This window comes from Arthrobacter sp. V1I9 (assembly GCF_030817075.1).
In the GTDB taxonomy this organism is placed as follows: domain Bacteria; phylum Actinomycetota; class Actinomycetes; order Actinomycetales; family Micrococcaceae; genus Arthrobacter.
Genome location: NZ_JAUSYU010000001.1, coordinates 3977675 through 4003600, shown reverse-complemented (window position 1 = coordinate 4003600; position 25926 = coordinate 3977675). Strand labels below are relative to the sequence as shown.

General features: G+C 64.8%; 29 protein-coding genes. 15 read left to right on the top strand and 14 right to left on the bottom strand.

Annotated elements, in window-relative coordinates; genetic code table 11:
• Positions 1–79: 79 nt before the first annotated feature.
• Both QFZ70_RS18705 and QFZ70_RS18700 read left to right on the top strand, forming a co-directional pair.
• Positions 80–697, top strand: coding sequence for a uracil-DNA glycosylase (locus QFZ70_RS18705; protein WP_307097725.1), 618 nt, complete (start codon positions 80–82; stop codon positions 695–697).
• A gap of 13 nt (positions 698–710) precedes the next feature.
• Positions 711–1577: a hypothetical protein gene (locus QFZ70_RS18700; RefSeq protein WP_307097946.1), complete on the top strand. Its 867-nt coding sequence runs from the start codon at positions 711–713 to the stop codon at positions 1575–1577.
• A 17-nt stretch (positions 1578–1594) separates the two neighbouring features.
• On the opposite strand, the gene QFZ70_RS18695 is transcribed toward QFZ70_RS18700, so the two are convergent.
• Both QFZ70_RS18695 and QFZ70_RS18690 read right to left on the bottom strand, forming a co-directional pair.
• A complete protein-coding gene (locus QFZ70_RS18695) occupies positions 1595–2845 on the bottom strand; it encodes a type II toxin-antitoxin system HipA family toxin (RefSeq protein ID WP_373461695.1) in 1251 nt (416 codons plus the stop codon).
• A complete protein-coding gene (locus QFZ70_RS18690; RefSeq protein WP_307097723.1) occupies positions 2842–3108 on the bottom strand; it encodes a helix-turn-helix transcriptional regulator in 267 nt (88 codons plus the stop codon). Before QFZ70_RS18690 ends, QFZ70_RS18695 begins: the two co-directional genes overlap by 4 nt.
• Before the next feature lie 326 nt (positions 3109–3434).
• Here QFZ70_RS18690 and QFZ70_RS18685 point away from each other — a divergent pair, with 326 nt between their 5' ends.
• Positions 3435–4580: a thermonuclease family protein gene (locus QFZ70_RS18685; protein WP_307097722.1), complete on the top strand. Its 1146-nt coding sequence runs from the start codon at positions 3435–3437 to the stop codon at positions 4578–4580.
• Between the two features lie 62 nt (positions 4581–4642).
• On the opposite strand, the gene QFZ70_RS18680 is transcribed toward QFZ70_RS18685, so the two are convergent.
• Entirely contained in the window at positions 4643–4897 is a 255-nt protein-coding gene (locus tag QFZ70_RS18680) for a hypothetical protein (protein ID WP_307097721.1), read from the bottom strand.
• A gap of 71 nt (positions 4898–4968) precedes the next feature.
• On the opposite strand from QFZ70_RS18680, the gene QFZ70_RS18675 reads away from it, so the two are divergent.
• The 4 genes from QFZ70_RS18675 to QFZ70_RS18660 are packed head-to-tail and all read left to right on the top strand — an operon-like array spanning position 4969 to position 9726.
• Positions 4969–5676, top strand: a complete 708-nt coding sequence (locus QFZ70_RS18675) for a FadR/GntR family transcriptional regulator (protein ID WP_307097720.1) — start codon at positions 4969–4971, stop codon at positions 5674–5676.
• Between the two features lie 24 nt (positions 5677–5700).
• Positions 5701–6771, top strand: coding sequence for an asparaginase (locus tag QFZ70_RS18670; protein WP_307097719.1), 1071 nt, complete (start codon positions 5701–5703; stop codon positions 6769–6771).
• A 7-nt stretch (positions 6772–6778) separates the two neighbouring features.
• Positions 6779–8206 (top strand): aspartate ammonia-lyase, encoded by a 1428-nt coding sequence (locus QFZ70_RS18665; RefSeq protein WP_307097718.1) that lies wholly within the window; start codon positions 6779–6781, stop codon positions 8204–8206.
• An 8-nt stretch (positions 8207–8214) separates the two neighbouring features.
• Positions 8215–9726, top strand: a complete 1512-nt coding sequence (locus QFZ70_RS18660) for an amino acid permease (RefSeq protein ID WP_307097717.1) — start codon at positions 8215–8217, stop codon at positions 9724–9726.
• Between the two features lie 92 nt (positions 9727–9818).
• Here QFZ70_RS18660 and ggt read toward each other — a convergent pair whose 3' ends face one another.
• Positions 9819–11642: a gamma-glutamyltransferase gene (gene ggt, locus QFZ70_RS18655; protein WP_307097716.1), complete on the bottom strand. Its 1824-nt coding sequence runs from the start codon at positions 11640–11642 to the stop codon at positions 9819–9821.
• A gap of 273 nt (positions 11643–11915) precedes the next feature.
• Here ggt and QFZ70_RS18650 point away from each other — a divergent pair, with 273 nt between their 5' ends.
• From QFZ70_RS18650 to QFZ70_RS18635, 4 genes are all read left to right on the top strand, one after another.
• On the top strand, positions 11916–12164 hold the full coding sequence (locus QFZ70_RS18650) for an SCO4226 family nickel-binding protein (RefSeq protein WP_307097715.1): 249 nt from the start codon (positions 11916–11918) through the stop codon (positions 12162–12164).
• A 93-nt stretch (positions 12165–12257) separates the two neighbouring features.
• Complete coding sequence (locus QFZ70_RS18645) at positions 12258–12746, top strand: universal stress protein (protein WP_307097714.1); 489 nt, start codon at positions 12258–12260, stop codon at positions 12744–12746.
• Between the two features lie 149 nt (positions 12747–12895).
• A complete protein-coding gene (locus QFZ70_RS18640; RefSeq protein WP_307097713.1) occupies positions 12896–14221 on the top strand; it encodes an ATP-binding protein in 1326 nt (441 codons plus the stop codon).
• Positions 14222–14230: 9 nt separating this feature from the next.
• The gene (locus QFZ70_RS18635) at positions 14231–15490 is read left to right on the top strand and encodes a low temperature requirement protein A (RefSeq protein ID WP_307097712.1); all 1260 of its coding nucleotides are present in this window, start codon (positions 14231–14233) and stop codon (positions 15488–15490) included.
• Here QFZ70_RS18635 and QFZ70_RS18630 read toward each other — a convergent pair.
• From QFZ70_RS18630 to gluQRS, 3 genes are all read right to left on the bottom strand, one after another.
• The gene (locus QFZ70_RS18630; protein WP_307097711.1) at positions 15468–16121 is read right to left on the bottom strand and encodes an HD domain-containing protein; all 654 of its coding nucleotides are present in this window, start codon (positions 16119–16121) and stop codon (positions 15468–15470) included. The genes QFZ70_RS18635 and QFZ70_RS18630 overlap by 23 nt on opposite strands.
• Before the next feature lie 57 nt (positions 16122–16178).
• Entirely contained in the window at positions 16179–16394 is a 216-nt protein-coding gene (locus QFZ70_RS18625; RefSeq protein ID WP_307097945.1) for an AsnC family protein, read from the bottom strand.
• 86 nt (positions 16395–16480) lie between these two features.
• Positions 16481–17377 carry a tRNA glutamyl-Q(34) synthetase GluQRS gene (gluQRS, locus tag QFZ70_RS18620; protein ID WP_307097710.1) on the bottom strand — a complete coding sequence of 299 codons (897 nt, stop codon included), beginning with the start codon at positions 17375–17377 and terminating at the stop codon, positions 16481–16483.
• A gap of 343 nt (positions 17378–17720) precedes the next feature.
• Here gluQRS and QFZ70_RS18615 point away from each other — a divergent pair, with 343 nt between their 5' ends.
• On the top strand, positions 17721–18179 hold the full coding sequence (locus QFZ70_RS18615; protein ID WP_307097709.1) for an Lrp/AsnC family transcriptional regulator: 459 nt from the start codon (positions 17721–17723) through the stop codon (positions 18177–18179).
• A 3-nt stretch (positions 18180–18182) separates the two neighbouring features.
• Here the strand turns inward: QFZ70_RS18615 and QFZ70_RS18610 are convergent, their stop codons facing one another.
• Positions 18183–18638, bottom strand: coding sequence for an Lrp/AsnC family transcriptional regulator (locus QFZ70_RS18610; RefSeq protein ID WP_307097708.1), 456 nt, complete (start codon positions 18636–18638; stop codon positions 18183–18185).
• Positions 18639–18742: 104 nt separating this feature from the next.
• Between QFZ70_RS18610 and QFZ70_RS18605 the strand changes: the two genes are divergently transcribed.
• On the top strand, positions 18743–19396 hold the full coding sequence (locus QFZ70_RS18605) for a LysE family translocator (protein ID WP_307097707.1): 654 nt from the start codon (positions 18743–18745) through the stop codon (positions 19394–19396).
• Positions 19397–19405: 9 nt separating this feature from the next.
• On the opposite strand, the gene QFZ70_RS18600 is transcribed toward QFZ70_RS18605, so the two are convergent.
• Complete coding sequence (locus tag QFZ70_RS18600; RefSeq protein WP_307097706.1) at positions 19406–20383, bottom strand: hypothetical protein; 978 nt, start codon at positions 20381–20383, stop codon at positions 19406–19408.
• A 154-nt stretch (positions 20384–20537) separates the two neighbouring features.
• Between QFZ70_RS18600 and QFZ70_RS18595 the strand changes: the two genes are divergently transcribed.
• The gene (locus QFZ70_RS18595; protein ID WP_307097705.1) at positions 20538–20744 is read left to right on the top strand and encodes a hypothetical protein; all 207 of its coding nucleotides are present in this window, start codon (positions 20538–20540) and stop codon (positions 20742–20744) included.
• Position 20745: 1 nt separating this feature from the next.
• On the opposite strand, the gene QFZ70_RS18590 is transcribed toward QFZ70_RS18595, so the two are convergent.
• The 5 genes from QFZ70_RS18590 to QFZ70_RS18570 all read right to left on the bottom strand — a co-directional run bounded on the left by QFZ70_RS18590 (position 20746) and on the right by QFZ70_RS18570 (position 25266).
• Positions 20746–21120, bottom strand: a complete 375-nt coding sequence (locus QFZ70_RS18590) for a nuclear transport factor 2 family protein (RefSeq protein WP_307097704.1) — start codon at positions 21118–21120, stop codon at positions 20746–20748.
• A 41-nt stretch (positions 21121–21161) separates the two neighbouring features.
• Positions 21162–21665 (bottom strand): DUF456 domain-containing protein, encoded by a 504-nt coding sequence (locus tag QFZ70_RS18585; protein ID WP_307097703.1) that lies wholly within the window; start codon positions 21663–21665, stop codon positions 21162–21164.
• Between the two features lie 98 nt (positions 21666–21763).
• The gene (locus QFZ70_RS18580; protein WP_307097702.1) at positions 21764–22963 is read right to left on the bottom strand and encodes an NADP-dependent malic enzyme; all 1200 of its coding nucleotides are present in this window, start codon (positions 22961–22963) and stop codon (positions 21764–21766) included.
• Between the two features lie 279 nt (positions 22964–23242).
• Positions 23243–23851, bottom strand: coding sequence for a TetR/AcrR family transcriptional regulator (locus QFZ70_RS18575; protein WP_307097701.1), 609 nt, complete (start codon positions 23849–23851; stop codon positions 23243–23245).
• Between the two features lie 137 nt (positions 23852–23988).
• Entirely contained in the window at positions 23989–25266 is a 1278-nt protein-coding gene (locus tag QFZ70_RS18570) for an MFS transporter (protein WP_307097700.1), read from the bottom strand.
• Between the two features lie 127 nt (positions 25267–25393).
• Here QFZ70_RS18570 and rraA point away from each other — a divergent pair, with 127 nt between their 5' ends.
• Positions 25394–25879, top strand: a complete 486-nt coding sequence (gene rraA / locus QFZ70_RS18565; protein WP_307097699.1) for a ribonuclease E activity regulator RraA — start codon at positions 25394–25396, stop codon at positions 25877–25879.
• The last annotated feature ends 47 nt before the right edge of the window (positions 25880–25926 follow it).

Genomic DNA, 25926 nt, shown 5'->3' with positions numbered 1-25926 from the left:
CCTGCCCACCCCTTCGCCCAAAAGCGTAGAGTGGCCTAAGACGCCTGATTCTGGACGCCTAGCTGCTGAGGGAGAAATCGTGACGATTGACTGGGACGAAAAAAAGGCCCTGCTACAGGAACCGAACATCGCGAAGGTAACCCAGCTTTGCGACGAACTGATGGAAAAGAAGCCGGGCTCCACTGTCCCCTACATCGACCCGGTCCACGACGAAGATGAATGCCGGATCGTAAGCCTGCAGGTCAGCCCGGGCAAGGGCACCGAATCCGGTTTCGTCTCGCACTACAACGACGACGAAGCCGCACGCCGCGCCACCCAGATCTACGAGCTCGCCGAGCTTGACCCCCGCTACGTCATGCCGTGGAATGCCTACCCGTGGGTCCGCGATCCAGGTATGCCGTCGGCATTGAGCGTGCAGGAAAAGACCGACGGCCTGCGCCCCTTCCGCCAGTTCCTCAAGATCAACTCCCGTGTTTCCGCGATCATTGCCCACGGCACGGACGCCTCAACCTTCCTCACCCTGTTCGAGAAGACCTACCACTCCTCACTGAAGAACAGCGGCATCAAGGTGTACAAGGCCACCGCACTTGGCGGCCGCGCGTTCGCTGTCTCGGACGCTAAACAGGAAGAGCTTCTGGCCAAGAGCGTGGACATTTACAAGGACGCGATGCAGCGGGCAGGTATCCAGCACCTCTGAATTGGTAATGCCAATGCATGTGCTCGACTGGCTGCTGGACTCCGATCCCGCAATCCGCTGGCAGGTCCTCCGTGACCTCACGGACGGTTCAACTGAGGATATTCGGTCAGAGCGGGAGCGGGTTGCGAACCACGGCTGGGGTGCCAAACTCCTCGCCCTCCAGGGCACGGACGGACAATGGGCCGGGGCCACCTATTGGCCGGAGGACGACGATGATCCGGACAACCAGCCGTGGAGGCAAGCGATCGCGCTGGTCCGCGACAACAGCCGCTGGGAGGAGGGCAACCAGCCCTTCTTCGAAGGCGAAGTGGAACCCTGTATTAACGGGATGACCGTTGCACTTGGGTCGTACTTCGGGGAAAAAGTGGAGCCCGTAGTGCAGCGGCTGCTTCGGGAACAGCTCGCTGACGGTGGATGGAACTGCGAGGCAGAGAGAGGCTCCACCCGCTCTTCGTTTCACACCACCATCTGCGTCCTGGAAGGACTCCTCGAGCACGAGAATGCGACCGGCGGAACGGCTGAAGGGCGTGAGGCGCGGCATCGCGGGGAAGAGTATCTCCTGGACCGCGGCCTTCTCAGGCGGAGTTCGACCGGCGAGCTCATCAGCAGGGACTGGTTGCAGTTCTCCTATCCCACGCGCTGGTACTACGACGTCCTCCGTGGACTGGACTACTTCCGGACCGTCGGGGGCACACCTGACGAACGCCTCGAAGAGGCAGTGCAGGTGGTGCGATCAAAGGAGCAGCCCGACGGCAGGTGGTTGCTGGACAAGACCCACCCAGGCAAGGTCCACTTCGAGCTGGAAGACGGTGACGGACGACCAAGCCGGTGGAACACCCTCCGCGCCCTGCGGGTGCTGGGATGGTACGAGGGCGCGTAACTGCTCCCAGCGCCAGCTCAGACTTCCATCAGTCTTCGGCGATGCTTCAACTCCTTGACCCACGCTCTGGTGACCATGTCAGGAAACGGTGAGCCGGCGTCGACGTTACGCTTTTGCTTTGCCCCGCTCAGCCCATTGAAGGCGGTCCCGGACTCCAAGTCCGAGATCAAAGGGCCCGCTGCCTTTAGCGCGATCTCCACAACCTGGACAGCCGCCCGGTCGGTAAGACCCAGCCCTGTGGCCCAGCCAAGGAAGTGGCGGCGCGAAATCCCAGTCCGCTTCCCGTTCATGGTTAGGGCAAGAGTCTTATCGCCGTAAACCACTGTGGAGGGAATGTCGTACATCGGCGCGATCACCCACTCACCGGAGGGCTGCTGAACCATGGAGACGTTTTTGGCATGGAGATCGCCGTTCCCCGTCAGCCATGCGTATGCCGCTTGTATCGCCAAGTTTCGAAGAGCGGGAAGCGGCGCCGAACAGTAGTCTGCGAGCGCACGGCAAACCTGGCCGTACCCTACGTTGTACTTGTCCGCCGGGTAGAGCTTCAGAACTTGGGCCGCGTCTTCCACGGCCAGACGCTGTACGCCGTGGGGCCCGGCTTCCGCGCCTGGCACACGGTCGAAGCGCTCCACCAGCAGTCCAGGCCTGCCCGCGATATCGCGGATCAGCTGTACGGGGCTCAGGGGAATCCGAAGCTTGGCGGCGTAGCGGAACATCACGAATTCGTTTTCCACCACGTGCGGGAACTCGGGTGCGTTGAGTTTCAAGATGAACTGACGCCCTGTGCTGGCAACTGGCACCGAAATCATTCCGGCGGACAACTTGTCCTGCACCCCGGCCAGGGCCACAGGGTCAATCAGGTCCGGGTCACCGAGCAACTGGTCGAAGTCCACCGGCTGTTTTGGGTCCAGTTGCACTGCATGCCCGTCCGGGTTCAAGGGCTCGCCGTGGCCCACAATCTGGACGTCTCCAACAGGATTTCCACCTGCTGCGATGAGCAGGGACAGGTCGTCGTCAGCACTGGTCTTGATGGAACGGCGTAGGGCGTTGAGCCGGCGGCCCTCCGGCAGCAGCCCTGTGAAATAGGGCGGTGCGGCTCCCGCGCTGGACAGCACAGGTTCTGTAATGAGCGGCAGGGAAGTGGCGACGGCGGGTCCCCCTGACGTGAGGTACGCCGGCACATAGCTGAACTTGGTGCCGCCGTCTTGACGTTCAAGCCGAGCGGCGAGCGCACCTGCCTTGTAGATGTCAGCGACGCGGTGCCTCACCTCTCGGAGCCCCCGCACGAAGGCAGCTTCACCAGCGTGTGGGCCGCAGAGCCTGCTCGCGTGGTGATCTTCAGTTCGAGGCCGAGCGTCTCGAGCACCGCGACCAAGGAATCCAGCTGGACGCTCGGCTTTCCCTGCTCGACGAAGCGGACAAACCGTTCGGATACGCCCGCCAGCTGGGCGAGGTCGTGCTGAGTCAGCTTCAGAGACGCACGGCGTGCTCTAATTTCGGCCCCTAAGATTTTGGTAATGCCCCTGGACATGACTCTCCGATAGGTACGATCGTGCCGTTTGCGGTGCTTGTGTCCAGTTTAGTACTGGGAAAAGGCGAAGCCCAAGGCCTCAGCGGTACGATCATGCCGGGGGTTGGGTACAAATTCGAGCCCCAGATGCGCTCCTGCCCGTCCGGCATATTTAGCGCCGCCCATTCAAATGAGGAAAGCCTCAGAACTGCTGCGATCTTAAGCTTTTCTTGAGGAGGCCTTGTGCTTTCATAGGGAACATCTATAGGGCAAGCATTCAGGTTCCTTCAAGGTTCACTCCTCTTCAGCTATGAAGACCTGGCGCAAGGTCCTATAGAAGGCAGTAGATGAAGAATCTGATAATCACCACATTGGCTACCACAGCCTTGGTGGCCGGCTCCGTGGCAGTCGGAGCAGCTGCGAATGAAGACTCCGGGACGGTGGTGCGGGTCATTGACGGCGACACTTTGATCGCGTCGATAAACAACGGGGATCACACTATTCGGCTTCTCAACGTGGATACGCCGGAAACCAAGGACCCCAATCAACCGGTGGAATGCCTCGGCCCTGAGGCCACCGAATACCTGGAAGACCGGCTGCCAAAAGGCACCAAAATTACGCTGGAATTCGACGTCGATCGCCACGACAAATACGGCAGGACTCTCGCTGGTGTCTTCGCTCCGGACGGGTCCCTTGTGAATGCAGAGATTGCACGGGAGGGGCTCGGTATCCCCGTACAGTATGGCAAGAACGTAAAATTCCTACCGCCAGTTCAAGCAGCCTATGAGGAAGCGGGAACCGAGAAGACCGGCCTCTTTTCCGAGGGGATTGACTGCACCCTGCCCGCGCAGCTGGCGCAGACTACAGCGACGCTGGATGCGGCAGCCGCAGCAGCGCCGGCATCAACTTCTGCAGCCGCCGGCGCTGCTGCAGCTCTGCTAGTTACCGACCTTGCCGCCGCTAAATCTCTTAGGGCAGTTTATGCTGCCACCAAGGACGCCAACAGGGCCATCTACTGGGCCGGGCTTTCCGCCGTCGCCACTACGGCGGCCCTCACCACCTTGGACAAAAAGATCTATTCAGCTGAAATGAAGCAAGCCCAAATCAGGTCTCTGCACGCATCATTGATGGCAGCTGAAAAGAAGGCGGAAGAGGAAAGACGAGCCGCGCAAGCACATGCTGCGGCGAAGAAGAAGGCTGCCAAAGAACGAGCAGCCGCGGAAGTGAAGGCTGCTAAGCAGCGCGCGGAGGCCGAAAAAAAGGCCGCTGAAGAACGTGCAGTTGTGGAGAAGAAGGCCGCAGAGGAAGCCGCCCGGCAGGCCGCCATAGAAGCAGAGCGGCTTCGTAGGTTGCCAGCACCAGCGCCATACGTACCCCCCGCTCCCCAGCCCTATGTCCCACCGGCACCAGCGCCCTACGTACCGCCGGCACCCTCCAAGTACACGGGTCCAAGATGTTACGCACCTGGCGGGAAGAGCTGGACCCCCTGCTAAACACCTGAACATCGGGTCCGAGAGCTTGAGTGCTCTTCGGACCCGCTGTCGTATTTGCCGAATCAGGAGGTCGGTTGATCGTCCGAGATGGCGCTCTTGCGGCGTTCCTCGATGCGCTGGGCGACCTGCAGAATGCCGTCCTCCACACCTCCGGTGATGGCCTTTGGCGCCGCCGCAACAGTGCCAGCCGCAGCACCAACAGCTCCGGCCACGGCGCTTCCGGCTGCGTGGCCCAGATTGGACTCAAGCTGAACTTCGAGACTATGGACAGCGGAGCGGATGACCACGGCTGCGGCCAGCATCGCGGGGTTCCCCATGGCTACCCGCGCTAGGGTCAGTTAGCCACCCCCGCATTGACAGCAGCTGTGACCCCTGCCATATTTAAGGCGTGAACCTGTCAGACAGCCGGACAGCAGGACAGCCTGCCCCGTCCCCGCTCGCACGGCTTAGTGCTGCCGAAGCGGTGTTCAACGCAATCCGCGAGGACATCGAAGCGGGACGGCTAAGCGTGGGAAGCAAGCTCAGCTCCGAGGCAACCCTTTCCCAGCAGTACGGGGTCAGCCGGTCAGTCATCCGCGAAGCGCTCCGTTCCTGCACCGCCCTTGGCCTTACGGTGACCAAAACGGGCAAGGGGACGTTCGTCGTCGCCAATAAAGTGGCCAACGACCTCACCCTCGGCCAGTACTCAGCGCGGGACCTCACCGAAGCCCGCCCGCACATCGAGGTTCCGGCAGCCGGACTGGCCGCAGAACGCCGCAGCGACGAAGAGCTGGGAACCCTCCGCCACATCGTTGCTGCGATGAGCACCGAAGCCGATCCCGAGTCCTGGGTGGCCCTGGACTCCAGCTTCCATGCCGCCATTGCCCGCGCCAGCGGCAACAAGGTGTTCGCCAGCGTTGTGGCTGACATCCGCGGGGCCCTGGCCCACCAGTCCGAAACTTTGAACATGGTGGCGGACCGGCAGCATGCCTCAGACCTGGAACACCAGGAGATCCTGGCCGCCATCGAGGCAGGCTCAGCGGAGGCCGCAAGCGCAGCCATGGCCCACCACCTACGCGCCGTCGGCATCGCCCTCGACTCCATCCTGAACAACTAAAACGAGACACCCCACAAGGACCCCATGCCATCCCCTGCGCTTACTGCTGCCCACACTGCCGCGATGCTTCCGCAGCACGCACCCCTGGTGACCGCCATCCGCGACGGCCTCGTCGAAAGCGTGCACTACGGCTCGGCCGTTGCCATTGCAGAAGATGGCTCAACAGTGGCGTCCGCGGGGGATCCCTCGGCGCCGTTCTATCCGCGGTCCTCGCTGAAGCCGCTCCAGGCAGTGGCCATGGTGCGGGCCGGCCTCGAGCTGCCGACGGATCTCCTTGCCCTGGCAGCGGCAAGCCACTCCGGCGCAGCCAAGCACCGCGAAGGAGCCCTGCGGATCCTCGACCTGCACGGGCTCAGCGTCACTGACTTCGAAAACAGCACAGACCTCCCCTATGGCGTCCGCGAGCGCGAGGAATGGCTGCGCGGCGCCGGTGCGGCTACCCAGCTCACCCAGAACTGCTCCGGCAAGCACGCAGCCATGGCCGCCACCTGCGTGATCAACGGCTGGCCGGTCCGCGGCTACCTGGATCCTTCCCACCCGCTGCAGCAGCTCGTGGCCACAACCGTCAGGGACCTGACCGGCGAGGACCCGTCCATTGTCAGCACCGACGGCTGCGGCACTCCCCTGTTTGCCCTCACCCTGCGGGGCATGGCCCGTGCCTTCGGCCTTATCGCGCGTGCCGCCGCGGCCTCCGTTGCCACACCCGACGACGGTGGGCCCGCTCCCCAGAGTGCGGAAGCCGCCGTCGGGCTCGCCATGCAGCAGCACCCGGACATGGTGGCCGGGGAAGGCCGCGACGTCACGGAACTGATGCGCCTGCTCCCGGGCTCCGTGGCCAAGGACGGCTTTGAAGGCGTGCAGCTGGTGGGCCTTGCCGACGGCAGTGCCGTTGCCGTGAAAATTTCCGACGGCGGCGACCGCGCCAGGATGCCCGCCACCGTCAAACTGCTTGAGGCGCTGGGCGTGGACACCGTTCCGCTCTCCGGCATCGCCACCGCCCCCGTGCTGGGCGGCGGCCACCAGGTTGGCCTGCTGCAAGCCACAGACTTCCTTCCCCAACATGCCCTGTCCGCACCCGCCAGCGAAGCCCTGTAAGGACCCCATGACCACCATCGACACCACCACCCTCTCTGAAAAAGATGTCCGGTCCGAACACGACCTGCTCGGTGACCGCGACGTCCCGGCGGACGCCTACTGGGGTGTGCACACCCTCCGGGCCGTGGAAAACTTCCCCATCACCGGCCAGAAGTTATTCTCCAACATGCACCTGGTCCGCGGCCTCGCGGCAGTAAAACTTGCCGCAGCCCGCACCAACCGCGAACTCGGCCTGCTGGACGCCGAACGCTCGGACGCCATCGAGCAGGCCTGCCAGGACATCCTGGACGGCCGGCTTGCCGACCAGTTCGTAGTGGACGTGATCCAGGGTGGCGCCGGGACGTCGTCGAACATGAACGCCAACGAGGTCATCGCCAACCGCGCGCTGGAAATCCTCGGCCACCCCAAGGGCGACTACACCCGCCTGCACCCCAACGACCATGTAAACCTCTCCCAGTCCACCAACGACGTCTACCCCACGGCCGTAAAGCTGGGCACCATCTTCGCCGCCCGGGAACTGCTCGACGCCCTGGCCGAACTTGAGGAAGCCTGCGCGGCAAAGGCGCTGGAGTTCCGCACGGTGGTCAAGATGGGCCGCACCCAGCTGCAGGACGCCGTCCCCATGACGCTGGGCCAGGAATTCGGCACCTACGCCATCACCATCGGCGAGGACCGGCTCCGCCTTGCCGAAGCCGACCTGCTGATCCACGAAATCAACCTCGGCGCCACCGCCATCGGCACCGGGCTCAACGCCCCGGCCGGCTATGCCGAAGCCGCCTGCCGGCACCTCGCCGAGATCACCGGCCTGCCTTTGGTCACCGCCCCGGACCTGATTGAAGCGACCCAGGACGTGGGCGCCTTCGTCCACCTCTCGGGAGTGCTGAAGCGCGTCGCCGTGAAGCTGTCCAAAATCTGCAACGACCTCCGCCTGCTCTCCTCCGGCCCGCGCGCCGGATTCGGCGAGATCAACCTGCCGGCCGTCCAGTCCGGCTCCTCCATCATGCCCGGCAAGATCAACCCGGTGATCCCGGAAGTAGTCTCCCAGGTGGCCTACGAGGTGATCGGCAACGACGTCACCATCACCATGGCCGCTGAAGCCGGACAACTCCAGCTCAACGCCTTCGAGCCCGTCATTGTCCACAGCCTCCACAAGAGCATCTCCCACCTGGAAGCGGCCTGCCGCACCCTCACGGCGCGCTGCATCCGTGGCATCACCGCCAACACGGACCACCTCCGCCGCACGGTGGAGCAATCGATCGGCCTGGTCACGGCCCTGAATCCCCATCTGGGCTATGCGACCGCCACTGCCATCGCGCAGGAAGCCCTCGCCACCGGCAAGGGCGTGGCCGAACTCGTGCTCGAACACGGACTCCTGACGAGCACCCAGCTCCAGGAACTCCTTAGCCCCGAACGCCTCGCCAACCTCAGCAAATAGGACTCCCCATGACAAACTCCCCCATCACGGACCATACGGTTCCGCCCCAGGCGCATGCCTCTGAGGCTGCCCTGCACGCCGAGGACAAGGGTTACCACAAGAACCTCAAGCCGCGGCAGATCCAGATGATCGCCATCGGCGGCGCGATCGGCACCGGCCTGTTCCTCGGCGCCGGCGGCCGCCTCAACGCCGCGGGCCCCTCCCTCGTCATCGCCTACGCCGTGTGCGGCTTCTTCGCGTTCCTGATCCTCCGTGCCCTGGGCGAACTGGTGCTGCACCGCCCGTCCTCGGGCTCGTTCGTTTCCTACGCCCGCGAGTTCTTCGGCGAAAAGGCCGCGTTCGTGTCCGGCTGGTTCTACTGGATCAACTGGGCCACCACCACCATCGTGGACATCACCGCCGCCGCGCTCTACATGAACTTCTTCGGCAACTACATCCCCTGGATGGCTGCCGTCCCGCAGTGGGCCTGGGCCCTGATAGCCCTGGTGGTGGTCCTGGCACTGAACCTGGTCTCGGTGAAGGTGTTCGGCGAGATGGAATTCTGGTTCGCCCTGATCAAGGTCGCCGCCCTGGTGGTCTTCCTTATCGTCGGCACCTACTTCGTCATCTTCGGCACCCCGGTGGACGGCCGGCAGGTGGGCTTCAGCCTCATCTCGGACAACGGCGGCATCTTCCCCAACGGCCTGCTCCCCATGATCATCCTCATGCAGGGCGTGCTGTTCGCCTACGCCTCCATTGAACTCGTGGGCACCGCTGCCGGTGAAACTGAAAACCCGGAAAAGATCATGCCCAAGGCCATCAACTCCGTGGTCTTCCGCATCGCCGTGTTCTACGTTGGCTCCGTCATCCTGCTGGCCCTGCTCCTGCCGTACACCTCCTACGAAAAGGGCGTCAGCCCCTTTGTGACGTTCTTCGGTTCCATCGGCATCCAGGGCGTGGACGTCATCATGAACCTCGTGGTCCTCACCGCCGCGCTGTCGTCCCTCAACGCCGGCCTGTACTCCACGGGCCGGATCCTGCGCTCCATGTCCGTCAACGGTTCCGCCCCCAAGTTCGCGTCCCGCATGAACAAGGCAGGCGTGCCCTACGGTGGCATCGCCATCACCGCCGGCGTGTCGTTGCTGGGCGTCCCGCTGAACTACCTCGTGCCAGCCGACGCCTTCGAAATCGTCCTCAACGTCGCCTCCGTGGGCATCATCATGACCTGGGCAACCATCGTGCTGTGCCAGATCCAGCTTCAGCGCTGGGCAAAAAAGGGCTGGCTCAAGCGCCCCTCGTTCCGGATGTTCGGCGCCCCGTACACCGGCTACCTCTCGCTGCTCTTCCTGGTAGGCGTGCTGGTGATGGTGTTCATCGAATCCCCGCTCACCATGCTTGTCACCGCCATCGCCTCGGTCCTGATGGTCGCCGGCTGGTACGCCTGCCGCAAACGCATCCATGAGATCGCTGAGACCCGCGAAGGCTTTACCGGGATCTCCCCCGTGGTCGCCAACCCGCCGGCGGACACCTTCAAGAAGTAGCCTTACCTCAGGGAGTACGACGGCGGCACCCCAGGTTTTGGAGTTCCAGAACCTGGGGTGCCGCCGTCGTTGTTTTCTGTTCAGTTGCGGGGCTATGGCGAGGGCTTGACCACCAGCGCCGATCCGCCGCCACGCCGCGCTGGCTCGGCCGCCGCCACTGCCCTTCCGTCAGGGAGGAACTCGATGGCTGTGGCTGCGCCGAGTTCAGCAATGGGGCTGAAAGCCGGGTGTCCGTACTCCTTTAGCTGCCTCTCGTACGCCGCGATGAATGCCGGCTCGGCCTGCGGGGTTGCCGAATTCCGCTGCGAGGCCCTCGGCGCGGCAAGTGCGTCCGAGATATCCATGCCGAGGTCAATCCTGTTGATAAGTGTCTGCAGCACTGTGGTGATGATGGTTGCGCCACCTGGAGAACCGAGCGCCACGAACGGTTCGTCGTCCTTCAGTACGATGGTGGGCGACATGGACGAACGGGGACGCTTGCCCGGCTCGATGCGGTTCGGGTCGGTTGCGCTGTACACCGGCGAGAAGTCCGTCAGCTCGTTGTTCAGGATGAAGCCCCGGCCTGGAACCACAATGCCGGATCCTCCGGTCTGCTCGATGGTGAGGGTGTACTCCACCACGTTGCCCCACTTGTCTGAAACGGTGAGGTTGGTGGTGTTGATGTTCTCGGTGTCCGAATTGCCGGAAAGCGCTGCCGGTTCAACGGGGCAAGCGCCGTCGTAAGCGTTGACGGCACCTGCGGCCACAGGTTTCGGGGCCGCCGTCGCCGGGTCAATCTCGCAGGCCCGTTCCTTGCCAAAGACCGGGTCCAGCAGCTCCTCGGTGGGAACATCAACGAATGCCGGGTCACCCACGTACTTGCCGCGGTCGGCGAATGCCAGTGCGCTTGCTTCAAGGTAGTGGTGCAGGACCTTTGGCTTGTCCTTCGCCAAGGCGGGAAGATCGAACACCTCGAGGATGTTCAATGCCTCCCCCACCGTGGTGCCGCCGCTGCTGGACGGCGCCATGCCGTAGACGTCGTAGCCGCGGTAGTTCACGTGGGTGGGATCCTGGTCCAAAGCCCTGTACGCATCAAGGTCTTTGGTTGTCATAACGCCTGCCGGCCCGGGCAGCGTATTGGGATCCGGGTTAGTGGGCGCGTTCCGGACTGTCGTGACGATCTCGTCGGCGATCGGACCTTCGTAAAACTCATCGATGCCCTTCTCGGCCAGCAGCCGGTACGTCTCCGCCAAGTCCGGGTTCTTCAGGACAGAACCGACGACTGGAAGCTGCCCTCCCGGGAGGAACAGCTCAGTGGTTGCGGCGAATGGCCTGAACCGCTCATCGTTTTCATCAGTCTGCTGGCGGAATGTCTCGTCCACTACAAACCCGGCCGTTGCCACGTCAATGGCAGGCCTCAGGGCTTCACCAAGGCTCAGGCTTCCCCACCGGTCCAGCGCCCGCTCCCAGGTGGCCGGCGTACCGGGAACACCCACCGACATGCCGCTGGTTGCCTGCTTGATAAAGGGATACGCCTCGGTAGTGCCGGGCTTAACAAAGGCATCCCGGGGCATACCGGCCGGCGCAGTTTCGCGGCCGTCAATCGTGCTGACCTTGCCCTTCCGCGCGTCGTAAAACACGAAGTAGCCGCCGCCTCCGATGCCGGCACTGTAGGGCTCGGTGACACCGAGGGTGGCTGCTGCGGCAACAGCAGCGTCGACGGCGTTGCCGCCCTTGCTGAGGACTTCAATGGCCGCGGCGGAGGCGTCCAGGTCCACGGTACTCACGGCGCCGCCATAGCCCGTGGCGATAGGGGTCTTTTTGGTCTCCTCGGCAGGCCCGGAGTGGGCAGAGGCCGGGCTGGCCAACGCTCCTGTGGTTACGCTCATTGCCAGCGCCGCCGTCATGGCTGCAAGCCGGCGTCCCAGATTTGGCATGATTGCTCCTGAACCGGTTTGAGTGATGGAGGTCACGCTACTCCTCGGGCAGGGCACTCTCAACGGCTGCTGCTACCCCTTGTCGCGGCCCTTCAGAAGAGCCCCAGCTGCCTCGGTGGCGCCAATCCCGCTCTTCTCTAAGTACCAGGATCGGCGCTGGTGCGGAGTGGATACGCGTCAGGGGTTTTTCCTTGACCCGTGACAGGCTCAGGTCTATCATCAGCCCCATCTCGCCGCTTCAGCGGTGGGTCCAGGTTAAGGAGCATCAGTTTCATGCCGGAATTTATGGATGTTCACCGCAACATGACCGGAATCACCAAGGAGGCATTACAAGCGGCCCACGACGCCGATGTTGCCATTCAAAGCGAGGAAATGGTTGAGTTCAAGTCGGCTTGGGCCGATCCCGACTCAGGCCTCGTTTACTGCCTGTCCGAGGCCCCGTCAGCGGATGCCGTACGCCGTATCCATGAGCGTGCGGGCCACCCCGCGGACGAGGTCCACCCGGTTCCGATCAAGGTCTGAGCGGGCAGCAGAGTCCGACGGCGGCCCGCCAGGTTCCGTCGATACGGAGCCCGGGTGCCGCCGTCGTTCGTTTCGTCAGTCAGGAGGACGGTGATGAACAACCAGGAAGCAAAAATTGTTGTAGGGGTGGACGGCTCCGATTCCTCGGTGCAGGCCCTGCGTCTGGCAGCCCGGCTGGCGCCCGCACTCAACGCGCGGCTCCACGCTGTGGCTTGCTGGGATTTCCCGCAGATTTACGCCGGATACGTTCCGCCGGACTTTGCTGCCTATGAATCAGCCGTAACACAGACCTTGGCCGAGGCCCTCGGCAAAGCGTTCGGACCGGACGTCCCGGCGCACATCACTCAGGAATTAGTCCGCGGCCCTGCGCCCGCCAAGTTGGTCGAAGCCGGCGCTGATGCCGCCATGCTGGTGGTTGGCCGCCGCGGGCACGGAGGCTTCATTGGCATGCGCCTTGGTTCCGTGAGCTCAGCCTGTGTTTCGCACGCTGCCTGCCCGGTCCTGGTGGTGCACACCGACGGCAGCCACCGCCCACACCATCTGTGGAGAAGCTCCAAAGGCAAGGACGCCGCGAAGCTGTAGTCCCGACCCGTCCGGGCGTAACGCAACGCTCCCGCAACTCCCGGCTGCGAGCCGATCCCCTATGCTCAGCAGAGCGCCTTTCGGGCGCCGGCGCCCGAAGGGGTGGTGTTCAGGGAGCAGTTCAACGACGAACCAAAGCGGGAGACGGCATGACCAACTGGCGGATCAGGGACTTCCACTCAGCAGACCTGGACGGGATCCTGCATCTCTGGGAAACCCTCAAGTCCCACAACGTTGAACCCGTATACGCACTTTCCGAGGTCCTCGCGTCCTGCGAAAAGGACCACGCCGTGGTGGCGGTGCAGGGTGACCAGGTGGTGGGCGCCGCCGTCGGACGCGCTGCCCACGACCAGGGCTGGATCGTCTTCCTTGCCACCCTCCCTGAATATCGCGGTCGCGGCATCGGCACCTCACTGCTCGCCGCCGTCGAAAACCGCATGGCCCCGCACGGCTTGAACAAGCTCTCGGCTCTCATGCCGGAATCAGAAACCCGGGTGGAAGCGTTCCTGGGCCGCGGCTTCGCGTTGAAGAAGAACCTGCGCTACTTCGAGCGGACCATCCCCGTCCAACGGCAGGAACTAGGCGCCCTGGGCCAACTCGGCGGCCGCGTCCTGGCCAGGGACCTGTGGGAGAACGTCGCCGGCATGCGCAAGGAAAAGGAACTGCTCGAACGCCGGCTGGTCCTGCCCCTGGCCGAAGCCGACCTCGCCGACGAATTCGGTGTAGTACCGCCGCGCGCCGTCGTCCTCTTCGGCCCGCCCGGCACCGGCAAAACCACCTTCGCCAAAGCCATCGCCTCCCGCCTGGAATGGCCCTTCGTCGAAGTGTTCCCGTCCCGGCTCGCCGCCGATCCGCAGGGCCTGGCCGGCGCGCTGCGCGAGACGTTCCTCGAGATCGCGGAGCTGGAGCACGCCGTCGTGTTCATCGACGAAGTGGAAGAGATCGCCTCCCAGCGGTCCGGGGAGCCACCGTCGCCGCTGCAGGGCGTCACCAACGAGCTGCTCAAGATCATCCCCGCGTTCCGTGAACAGCCCGGCCGCCTGCTGGTCTGCGCCACCAACTTCATCCGCGCCCTGGACACTGCCTTCCTGCGCCATGGCCGCTTCGACTACGTCATCCCCATCGGGCTCCCCGACCGGCAGGCCCGCGAAGCCATGTGGCAGCGCTTCATCCCCGTGCCCGTGGTGGACGCCGTGGACGTGGAACTGCTCGTGGAAAAAACGGAGGGCTTCTCGCCCGCGGACATCGAGTACGCGGCCCGCAGCGCCTCCCAGCGTGCGCTGGAGAACGTTGTCTACGGAAGGCACGACGATGGCGGGGTCGCTTCCGGCGGCACGCTTGCCGATCGCGAGGCGGTGCGGAAGGGCCCCTCCACCCAGGATTACCTCGACGCCATCGGCGATACCCGGACCACCGTCAGCGCCGAAGTGCACCAGGACTTCCTGGAGGACATCGACGCCCTGGGCCGCGTGTAGTTTTGACCTATGTCCTCCAATCCCCTCCGGCATGCCATGGCGCGCATGGGCGGCCGCGATCCGCATGAAAAGCACCGCGCAGCCACGCCGCTTGAACTCTTCTTCGACCTGACCTTTGTGATTGCCTTCGGCGTCGCGGGCAGCCAGTTCGCGCATCAGGTCGCGGAAGCGCACTTCATTCCCGGCCTGATGGGCTTCTCCTTCTCGATGTTCGCCGTGATCTGGGCCTGGATCAATTTCACCTGGTTCGCCAGCGCCTACGACACTGATGACTGGATTTTCCGGGTAGTCACCATGATCCAGATCGTGGGGGTCCTGATCCTTGCCATGGGAATCGAGCCCATGTTCCGCTCGCTGGTGGAGGGCGATCATGTAGACAATGCGGTCATCGTGGGCGGTTACGTGATCATGCGGCTCGCACTGGTGGCCCAGTGGCTGAGGGCGGCAAGGCAGGATCCGGCACGCCGCGAAACATGCCTGCGCTATGCCAGGTACCTCGCGCTGGTGCAGCTCGGCTGGATTGCGGTCCTGATTATTGAGGCCGACGTCCTCACCACATTCCTCATGATTCTGCCCTTGATCGCGCTGGAGATGGCCACCCCCTATGCCGCGGAGCGCAAGGCCAGGACGCCTTGGCACGCACACCATATCGCCGAGCGGTACGGGCTGCTGGCCATCATCGCCCTGGGCGAATGCCTCATCGGCGCGATCGAAACCCTCCGCGCCATCGTTGCCAACCACGGCTGGAGCGTCGACGCGGCGCTGGTCGGCTTCGGCGGAACCGCCCTGGCGTTCGCCATGTGGTGGATCTACTTCATGCTGCCCGCCGGACGGGCACTGCACCTGCGCCGGCACCGGTCGTTCCTGTTCGGGTACGGGCATATCCCCATCTTCGCCGCGATTGCGGCCACCGGCGCCGGCCTGCACGTCGCCGCTTACTACATCGACCACGTGGCGCACATCAGCGCGGCGGTGGCCGTAGCCAGCATTGCGATTCCGGTGGCACTGTTCAAGGGCTCGTTGACCTGGCTGTACAGCGCCATGGTCGGCCCGGACCGCACCGTCATCACCGTGGCCGGCATAGTCCTGGTGGCGCTGGTTGCAGCAGTTGGCCTGGCTGCTGCAGGGGTTTCGGTCCCGGTGTGCCTGCTGGTGATTGTGCTGGCACTCGGCCTTTCAATCGTGGTTGATGAGCGCCGCGGCTCCGAGCGGCTGCATCACGCCCTGGAGAAGCTGGAGGCGGAGACTACCGCTCGCCGCCCGTCCTAGCGTCCGACGCCGCCTCACCCGCGGCATCCGGCTCCTCATAGGACAGGTTCTCGTAATCCGTGGTGTCTTCCTCGTCCAGCTGGTCGTCCAGCTCCTCCAGCAGCCACGGATTCACCCGGGCAAGGATCTTCCGGACCTCCTCCACCTCCACGGCGGCATACAGCACCGGACGCGCATCGCGGTACTTGGTGGCCGGCGGCTTGTCCGGCCATTTCTCAGCCAGCGCCTTGACCCTCTCGGGCAGCGAGTTGTGGGCGTTGTCCGCAATCTTGACCAGGGCGGCGTCATGGTCCTCGGCGATCTCGCGGATCCCGGCCTGGTAGTCGTCCGGGTTGCTGTGCAGCCGGTTCGTGACGCGTTCGATAATCTCCACCGCACGCTCCGAAACGCCCATGTCCAGCAGGGCCTGGCGGGTAATCGGGGTGTCCTCGGCAATGTCGTGCAGATATCCGGCGATCCGGATATCGTCGTCGAAATCGGCAAGGGCGTCACCAACGGCGAGGACATGCTCACGGTAAGGGCGCTTCAGCTTGTCCTTCTGCCGGTTGTGGGCCACCTCGGCAAGGACTTTTGCGGTCTCTACCGTGAATCTGGGCGCCGGGCTCTGCTCCGCGGCCTGCTGGTCTGACATGTCCTAAGCCTAGGCTGAACAGGCCGCCTGGGCTCAACCGGCCTCAGTCATTCCGGGCTACTGCTTGCCATACTTCCGATGAACTGCCTGCTTGCTGACTCCCAGGCACAACGCGATGGCTTCCCAGGACAATCCGGCCTGTCTTGCGCTCCGGACCAGCGAAGATTCGGTCCGGTTCACTTCCTTCTGCAGTTCGGCGACGGCGTGCAGCGCCTCTGCCGGCCCCATTCCATCCATTGATCCCACGAGTGTTTTGATGCGGTCCACCTCCATGGCGTCAACACTAGTTGACGTCACCCAATCCGTCAACGAAGTTTGACGAACCCTGCCGGGACGCGCGGCGAGGGCGGGGCGGGAGCTCAGCGTCCGGAGGGCCGCATCGCACGCCACACCCAGGGCCCGCGGGGCAGGGGAGCCGGATCGAAGGCCCGCACAACTTGTTCAAGCGGCCCAGCCGGCAGGCCCAGCGATGCCAGCAGCCGGTCCCGCACCCCAGCGGCAGAGTTTCCCGCCTCCGCCAGATCCCGCAGCGTCACCGCTCCGTCGCGCTTGGCCAGCCGGACGCCGTCGGCATTCACCACCAGCGGAACGTGCGCATATTCCGGAATGGGAATATGGAGCAGCGAGGCGAGGAATGCCTGCCGCGGGGTGGATGGGAGGAGGTCGTCGCCGCGGACCACCTGGTCGATGCCCTGCTCGGCGTCGTCCACCACCACGGCAAGGTTGTACGCTGGCACGCCGTCGTTGCGGCGCAGCACAAAGTCATCCACCATCGCCGTATAGGCACCGTGCAGCGCGTCATGCACGGTGTACTCGGCGACGTCGGCGCGCAGCCGGATGGCAGCGGGCCGAGTGGAGCGCTTGAACTCCAGTTCCGCGGGGTCGAGGTTGCGGCAGGTCCCCGGATACGCACCCTGCGGTGCGTGTGGTGCAGATGGAGCTTCCTGGATTTCGCGCCGCGTGCAGAAGCATTCGTAGGTCAGTCCGGCAGCCGCCAGCCGAGAGATCGCCTCGGCGTAGAGAGGGGCACGGGCAGTCTGGCGTACCACGTCCCCGTCCCAGGTAACACCGACGGCCTCCAGGTCCCGCAACTGCTCCGCCTCCGCGCCCGCCCGCGCGCGGTCCAGGTCCTCCACGCGGAGCAGGAACTTCCGGCCCGTGGAGCGGGCAAACAGCCAGGCAAGGATCGCGGTCCGAAGATTCCCCACATGGAGTTCGCCGGAGGGGCTAGGGGCAAAGCGGCCTGCGGACGTCATGGATCAACCCTATGCGGGACGGGAAGGTGTGCAGGGACAACACAAGAGCCCCTCAGCTACCGATGACTTCGGGAATCCGACGTCGGTAGCTCAGGGGCTCTTGCCGTGTTTGCAGAATGACCATGGTGTGAACAAGTGTCAATCAGCGGCGGCCTCCTTGCGGGAGGCGGTGTTCAGTCGCCGGGTGGTGTGCCGGGGAGTCTGTAAGCCTTCAGGATTCAGCGGTAGCTTTGCCTTCGTTGCCACAATTTCAGCAGAACCCCTACAGTTGGAACAACAAGCAGCGCCCCCATTGGTCAATCTGACCAAACTCCGCCCACTGCACCGACAGGAACTGAGCAGATTGCAGGAACTGGACGCCACCGACAAGCGCATCCTGAAGGGCCTGGACGAAGACCCGCGCGTTCCCGTCATGGTCCTGGCACAGCGGCTGGGCCTTGCCCGCGGAACCGTGCAGAGCAGGCTGGAACGGATGACAGCGTCCGGAGCGCTGCGCCCGAACAGCAGCAGGGTGCTTCCCGCCGCGCTGGGACGCGGGGTAGCGGCTTCCGTAAGCGCCGAACTGGATCAAAGCCACCTCAACGAAGCCATTGCCGCCCTCCGCAAAATTCCGGAGGTGCTGGAGTGCCATGCGCCGGCCGGAGATACCGACCTGCTGATCCGCGTGGTGGCCACCAGCCCGGACGACCTTTACCGGGTCTCGGAGGAAATCAGGCTGTGCCCGGGCATCGTGCGGACCTCCACCAGCATGTTCCTCCGCGAAGTCATCCCCTACCGCACCACCGGCCTGCTCAACGATTGACAGTCACACCGGCGGGCCGGCGTTGGACTTCAGGTTCTTCATCACCAGGGTGGAGGTCAGCCGCTCAACCCCAGGCAGGGACGTGAGTTCGGCGTCATAGAAGCGCTGGTAGGCAGGCAGGTCCTCAGCGATGACCTTCAGCAGGTAGTCGGGTGATCCGAAGAGCCGCTGGGCCTCCACGATGTTGGGGTTGTCCGCCACCCGGTTTTCGAAGACCTCCATGGTGGAACGGTCCACCTGGCGGAGGGTGACAAACACAATCGCCTCGAATCCCAGCCCTACAGCTGCGGGATCAATGTCTGCGCGGTAGCCCCGAATCACACCCGACTGCTCCAGATCACGCAGCCGCCGGTGGCAGGGAGCCACAGTCAAACCGACCTTCCCGGCGAGCGCAGTGGCGGTCATCCGCCCGTCCTCCTTGAGGTGGCGCAAAATGTTTCTGTCAATGTGGTCAATCACGCAAGAATCTTACCGCCAGAGCGGTCAACCGGGCTAAAAAGGACAGCACTTCCGGGGCGAAAGTATCTAGGGTTTTCCTGACGGACCCGCTGGCAGGAGAAACGATGAACCCCGAGCTGTTTTTGGCCTTTGTGCTGGTTGCCGCCGCCCTGGCCTGCACGCCGGGCGTGGACTGGGCATACTCCATCGCTGCAGGCCTGAGGCAGCGCAGCTTTGTGCCGGCGGTGGCAGGCCTGTGCGGTGGATACGTCCTCCACACGGTGCTGCTGGTGGCCGGGCTCGCTGCCCTGCTCACCGGGATGCCCGGAGTCCTTGGCTGGATCACCCTGGCCGGTGCCGGGTACCTGATGTGGCTCGGCGTGAGTACGCTTCGTTCCTGGCGCGGGGCGAGCTTCTCGGCAGGAGCCGGCAGTGACGCGAACACGCGGCTCCGCTCGTTCCTGCAGGGAATGGGAACCAGCGGCATCAACCCCAAGGGCCTGCTCTTCTACGTGGCACTCGTTCCCCAGTTCGTCAGCACGGAGGCGCCCCTGCCTGTCCCGGTCCAGTCGGGCCTGCTGGGCATGACGTTCGTGCTGCTTGCGGGGCTCGTGTACACCGCCGTCGCCCTCCTCTCCCGGACCCTGCTGCAGAGCCGGCCGGGTGCCGCCCGGATGGTGACCCTGGCAAGCGGAGTGATCATGGTGGCGCTGGGGGCCGTTCTCCTCGGCGAACAACTCCTGCCGCACTTCAATGGTGCCCACGCTGCCGGTGCCTAGCCAGCGAACCTAGTCGTCGCTGAGCTTCTTCCAGTCCTGTTCCCAGATCCGGCGCATCTCCTCGTCCTTGCGGATGGGCACCGGCGCCGCGATCTCCCGTTGCGGCACCGGGTCCTCGTGCCGCCGGCCCCAGTCCCGCGGGTTGAGCGACCTCCGGCTGGAGTCAAGGAGCAGCAGCGCCCGGTCCGTAAGGGCGTCGTTCCGCAGGGTAAGGTGCGTCTTCCGCCGGCGCAGGACCTCTGTAAGGGCCCGGTTCGCCGCCTCCAGCCGGCCCTCCCGCCGCAGCGCCCGGGCCCGGACGATTAACAGGGCGGCCGAGAGATCGTCTGCGTTGAGCAGGCCGTCGGTCCAGTCGATGACTGTCCGGCTGCGGCCCAGGGTCAGCGCCAGCGAGCAGCGTGCCAAGGCCATGGGGAGCGACGGCGGCAGCCCGGTGAGGGCGTCCAGCGCGGCCTCCGTGCGTCCCGTCTCCCGCAACGAGTGCGCCAGTGCCAGGAATACCGACTCCTCGCTGAACAGGACGGGGATCTCCACGCGCTCGGCCAGCTCGATGTTCGTGATGATCCTGGTGAGATAGGTGGACGAATAGCGGTTGGCTTCGTCTTCATTCCTGGTGGTGAGCCCACGCTGGAGAAGTTCCGATGCGCGCAGGTAGCCGCCCTGCTTGTAGACCAGGAGTCCGGCCATGAGGTAGCAGAGGCCGGCCCATCCGGGATAGGCGCGTGCCAGCGTGATCAGCTGTTCGGGCTGGCGGCTGGTAAAGACCGCCTCGTGCACAGCCTTGGCGGGTTTGGGCGGCATCCGTTTCAGCCGGGGAATCTCACCGTCCACGGAAAGCAACGCCGGGTGGCGTCCTCCGAGCACGCCGGTGAGCAGGCCGCCCACTCCCCCCGCGAGGTCATGGACGGGCGTGCGCAGATGGGGCTGGCCGAAGGGTGTGAGGTCACGGCTGTCCCAATAGATCGGTGCAGGGTCCCCGTGCGTCATCGTTCCATGCTAACCGGGACCTCCGACAGCAGGGACCGATCACCGCAGATGCCTGCCCAACACTCCCCGGGCAAGCCGGCACTTGTTGCGGCAGGAGATTTCCGCAAGGCTGGTAAGTGCCCTTAGCAGTTCCACGATCAGCAAGGAGAACGCCGTGCAAATCGATAAGTCCCAGATCCTCGAGCTCCTTCGAAACCAGGGAGACAACGACAAGGCTGCCCAGGCCGAGACCGAGCTGCCGGACCAGGTGGACACCGAGCAGCATGCAGGACTCCTGTCAAAACTGGGCATTAACCCCGCGGACTTACTGGGTAAGCTTCCCGGCGGCCTGGGGGACAAGCTTGGAGGGCTGGGCCTCTAGCTCAGTCTCGTTCCATGAACCACTCGGTGAAGGCGGAAGCCCGCCCCGAGGGGTCCAGCTGGAGGACCCAGAGGTTGTCGTAGGTCGGCCTGTCGCCGGAGTAGGTGGTGACGCCCTGGATAAAGGCGGTGGCGCCGTCCGTGCCCAGCAGTTCCCAGGTGAAGGTCCAGTCCCCGGGTTCATCACGGGCGGCGGTCCACCCCTTAACGATGCCGTCCTGCCCCTGCCACGCGTGAGGGTCATTGGGCCGCGTCTCGTACCGTGCATCCTCGGTGAAAAGGGCGCGGATGTCCTCGGGCTGGTTGCTGGTCCACGCGGCCTGGTACTTTTCCATCCACGCGGACACGTGCTCCCGCGCTGAACTTTGCTCGGTCATGGTGCCGTTCTACGCCCTTGTGCGTATGGGCCGCAAGCGCTTCAGCCGTTGGCGGCGGCGACCCAGACGCCGATCACCCAGGTGCTGGCCGCGAGGCAGGCCAGCCCGAACTCAGCGAGCATTCCCAGCCCTGTGGCTTTGAGGGCAGCCCAGCTGGACGTCGTCGCCGTCCCGATGTTCCGCGTGCGGAGGAATTCGCTGAGCAGCAGGCCCGCGGCAAAACCGACGAAGAGCCCCACCACGGGAATGATGAACATTCCCACCACGCCCGTGACCAGCGCGGCCGCAATGCTTCCGCTGGGTATGGCGTGTTGTTTGAGCTTCCTGCCCGTAAGGACGGCACTGGCGGCCATGCCCGCAACCACAAACACCATGGCGATGGCGAACACCACCCAGCCCGCGGTGCCGGCACCGCCCCAAATGGCCCACGCCAGCAGGCTGGCGCCGATGAGGATGCTGCCCGGAAGCACCGGGATCACGGTGCCTGCCACGCCTACAAGAATCGCCAGGCCGCACAGGACGGTCACCACGGTTTCCGAGTTCATGATCCCCAGTCTATGGTTGAGCCCGCTTAACCCCCGACGGCGGTGCTTCCCTCGCTGAGGAGGCACCGCCGTCGTCATTCCCGTCAGGGTTGGGGCTGCTACTCCGCTTCCACCGCAGCGGCGACTGCCGCGGTGACGGCCGGTGCGACGCGCGGGTCCAGCGGGCTGGGCACGATGTAGTCGGCGGCGAGGTCCTCTGCCGCGAGTTCGGCGATGGCATAGGCGGCTGCGAGCTTCATGGCGGGGGTGATCCGCCGGGCACCTGCGTCCAGGGCCCCGCGGAAGATGCCCGGGAAGGCCAGCACGTTGTTGATCTGGTTCGGGAAGTCACTGCGGCCGGTGGCCACCACGGCGGCATACTTCACTGCAACCTCAGGCAGGACCTCCGGGTCCGGGTTGGAGAGGGCGAACACGATGGCGTCCTGGTTCATCAGGGCCAGGTGCTCCTCGTCCAGCTTCGAGGAGGAGACACCGATGAAGACGTCGGCTCCGGTGAGGGCCTCGGCGGGGCCGCCGTCGACGCCACGGGGGTTGCTGCGGCCGGCGATGTCGGACTTCTTGCTGCCCTGGTCCGCGACGAGATCGGTCCGTGCGCTGTTGATGACGCCGCGGGAGTCCAGCAGGACCACGTCGGTGATGCCGGCGGCGAGCAGGATTTCCGCGACGGCGATGCCCGCCGCCCCTGCGCCGGAGACCACAACGCGTAGGCTCTCCAGCTGGCGGCCGGTCACCTTGGCGGCGTTGGTCAGCGCTGCAAGGGCAACGACGGCGGTGCCGTGCTGGTCGTCGTGCATCACGGGGCAGTCGAGGGCTTCAATAAGCTTTTCCTCCAGCTCGAAGCACCGCGGTGCGGAGATGTCCTCGAGGTTGACTGCGCCGAAGCTGGGGCGCAGGCGCACCAGGGTTTCCACGATTTCGTCCACGTCCGTGGTGTTGAGCACCAGCGGAATGGAGTCCAGGTCGCCGAAGGTCTTGAACAGGGCGGACTTGCCCTCCATCACGGGCAGTGAGGCGCTGGCTCCGATGTTGCCCAGGCCCAGGACGGCGGTGCCGTCGCTGACCACGACCACCAGGCGCTCGGCCCAGGTCAGGGTGCGGGCAAGCTCAGGCTGCTTGTGGATGGCGCGGCTGACTTCAGCCACTCCAGGGGTGTAGGCGATGGACAGGTCGCGCTTGTTGGACAGCGGCACCGTGCTGGCGATGGAGAGCTTGCCGCCCTGGTGGGCGTCGAAGATCTCGGCTTCGCTTAGTGCGGTGGCTGCGGAATTATCAGTGGCTGCGATTGCGTCAATGGACACGTCGTTGTCTCCTGGTGCTCGCCGTGGGCACACGGCACGTGGGGCTCGGGCCCGGACGGGCCTGAGGCGAAAGTGGTGCGGCGGAAAACCCAAGGGTGGCGGGTCCACAGGAGCTGCAGGGATGTGCCCTGTTGCTCCATTTCGACAATGGTAGGCAGCGGGCGGGGCGCTTGCGGGTGACTTGACGGCGGTCCGGCGTGCCAAAACGGTTTTTCACGGCCGATCGTGACTCATGTCACGGCAATAAAGCGGACTTAAGCAGCGATTGGTCTAGACCGATTACGCGCTTTGATGGAGTGTGTAGCTGCCCTCGGTGGCCGGAGCGAGGCGCGCGCAGGCCTTTTTGAGGTCTTCCTCGGCTTCGAAGAGCGAAAGGCGGCGGTTCCGGACAGCCTGGACCAGACCAGTGACAGTCAGCAGGAGCACCCTGGCCGCAGTGGCGTCACCGCAGGCGTTGGCCACAACGTTTTCACTCAGCGCGTCGATTTCGCGCAGCAGGACGGTTGTGTCCCGCTCCGGAAGGTAGACGCCGCGGCTCAAGCACTGCTCCACCGCCGGCTGCATGACCCTCATATGGAAGACCTCCATCACCAATCCGCCCAGGGCCCTGCCACGGAACCGCGAGGCAGTGGTCCGGCCGGCACCCCGCAGCTCCTCAAGCTGATGGCGGTAGAGCGCAAGCATCAGGTGGGTGCTCGTGGGGAAGTAGCGGTACAGGGTACCCAAGGGCACGTCAGCCTTGGCCGCCACCTCGGGCAGCTCCACTGCGTCCAAGCCCTTCCGGGCGAAGCCGGCAGCAGCCTCGAGGATGCGCGCGTAGCGGAGCCGCTGGCGTGGAGCGGAGGGCATGGCTGCCATGGGCGGATGGTCTGGAAAGGTCTCAGGCATCTGTATTCCGGGTTGTGTTTGACAGTGCAGCAGCCGGGAGCGTCCCCATCCCGGACCGCCTGCAATCCGGGTCAACTATACGGCACGGTAGTGTGGCGTAATTAGTCAGTTGCCTTAGTTCCGGCCCCCGGGCAGGGTCAGCGCACGCCCTTGATCTTGACGACGAACACAGCGCCCAGCAGCCCGATTACGGCCGCCGTGGTGAAGAGGGTGCCGTACCCGCCGAACTGCGTCACCGCGAGGAAAGCGAGGCCTGTCGCGAATACTTGCGGCAGCGAGGCGGCCACGTTAATGACCCCCATATCCTTGCCACGGTCCGAGGCCTGCGGGAGCACCTGCGTCAGCAGGGCGAAGTCAACGGCCTGGTAGGCGCCGAAGCCGATGCCTAGGATGCCGGCCCCAATCAGGGCGCCGGTCCACACGGGGAAGAACGCCATGGTGAGGCCTGCCATGGCGATCATGACGGAGGAGGCGATCACGAATGGCTTGCGCTTGCCCACCCGGTCGCTCCACGGCCCCGCGAACACCGCAGTAATCATCACCAACACTGCATAAATGCCAGTAAGGGTCAGGACCCCCAGCGCCGGGTTCTCATGCTTGATGACGTCCGTGAGGAAAAAGATCAGGTACACAATGGTCAGTTGGTTGCAGACGTTGACCAGGAAGCGGGTGAGCCACGCCCACGCGAAGTCCGGGTGGCGGGCCGGGCTGATCCAGAAGCCGCGGAGAAAATTGCCCCACGAGAACGGCGGGCGGAGCTCTCTGGGCAGCGCCGGGTCATTCCGGTGGAACAAGTAGGGCAGCACGGAGAACAGCAGGGCGGCCGCACACAGCCAATAACCCACCATGAAGTTGCCGGAAACCACCGCCCCGAAGACCGCACCGAGGAGGATCCCCGCCGTCTGGCCCAGGGCGGCCAGTCCCCCCACGCCGCCGCGCTGCAGCACCGGCACGCGGTCCGGAATGGCGGCGGTGATGGCTGCGTAGGCCGCGTTAGCGCCCAGTTGGACCAGGCACCAGAACAGAACCAGCAGGGCGACAGCCGTGGCCCCGGACAATGCCAGCAACGCTGCCGTGGCCAGGATGGCACCCGCGAGGACCCAGGGGGAACGCCGGCCGAAGCCTGAGACCGTCCGGTCGGACAGCGCACCGAAGAGCGGATTGGCAACCAAGGACACGGCGGCCCCGCACCCAAGCACGAGGGAGGCGATGGCTTCCTTGTTGGCTTCGTCGATGCCAGTGGCCTGCTGGGCGATAAAGATGTTGATGGGTCCGAAGAACGCGGCGTTTATGCCAACATTGACCAGCACCAGCCCGGTGACCCAGCGCGCGGTGACCTTCTGCGTCGGCTCGGCGAGCGCCGCCGTCGTGGTCCGCGGAACGTCCGGCGGGACCGGTGTGTTGGACAGGCTCATTGCTGGTTCCCCCCGGGGCAGGTGCTGATGCTGGAAATCAGACTATCGTGGGCCTTGCCCGGCGTCTGTGCCGCACGCCGGGGGCAGTTGCGAGCGCGCGGCACCCCGAGGCTCAAAGGAGAACCACATGAACGCTGCTTCTACCCCTGCCATCAACACGGCGGACCTCTACGACGAGCGCGGCGATGAGCTGGCATCCGTTGCGCTGCAGTTCCAGTCCCTGGGCGGCCGTTCCCAATTCAGTGGACGGGTACGAACTATCCGCTGCTTCCAGGACAACGCCCTGGTGAAGTCCACCCTGGCAAACCCGGGCAGCGGCAACGTCCTCGTGGTGGACGGCGGCGGCTCGCTGGGGACGGCTCTGATGGGTGACATGATCGCCGAAAGCGCCGTGGCGAACGGCTGGGCCGGCGTCGTCATCAACGGAGCGATCCGGGACCGCGAGGCGATTGCCCGGCTGGACCTCGGCGTGAAGGCACTGGGCAGCAACCCGCGCAAGAGTGCCAAGGCCGGCGCCGGCGAAGTTGACGTGGACGTGGAGATTGACGGCGTGACCATCCGGACCGGCGTGATGATCTGGTGCGACCCGGACGGGATCCTCGTGGAGCGCTGATCGCCTCCCGGGGGAAAGACCGGGAACTTTTCGCTCCGAGGGAATAG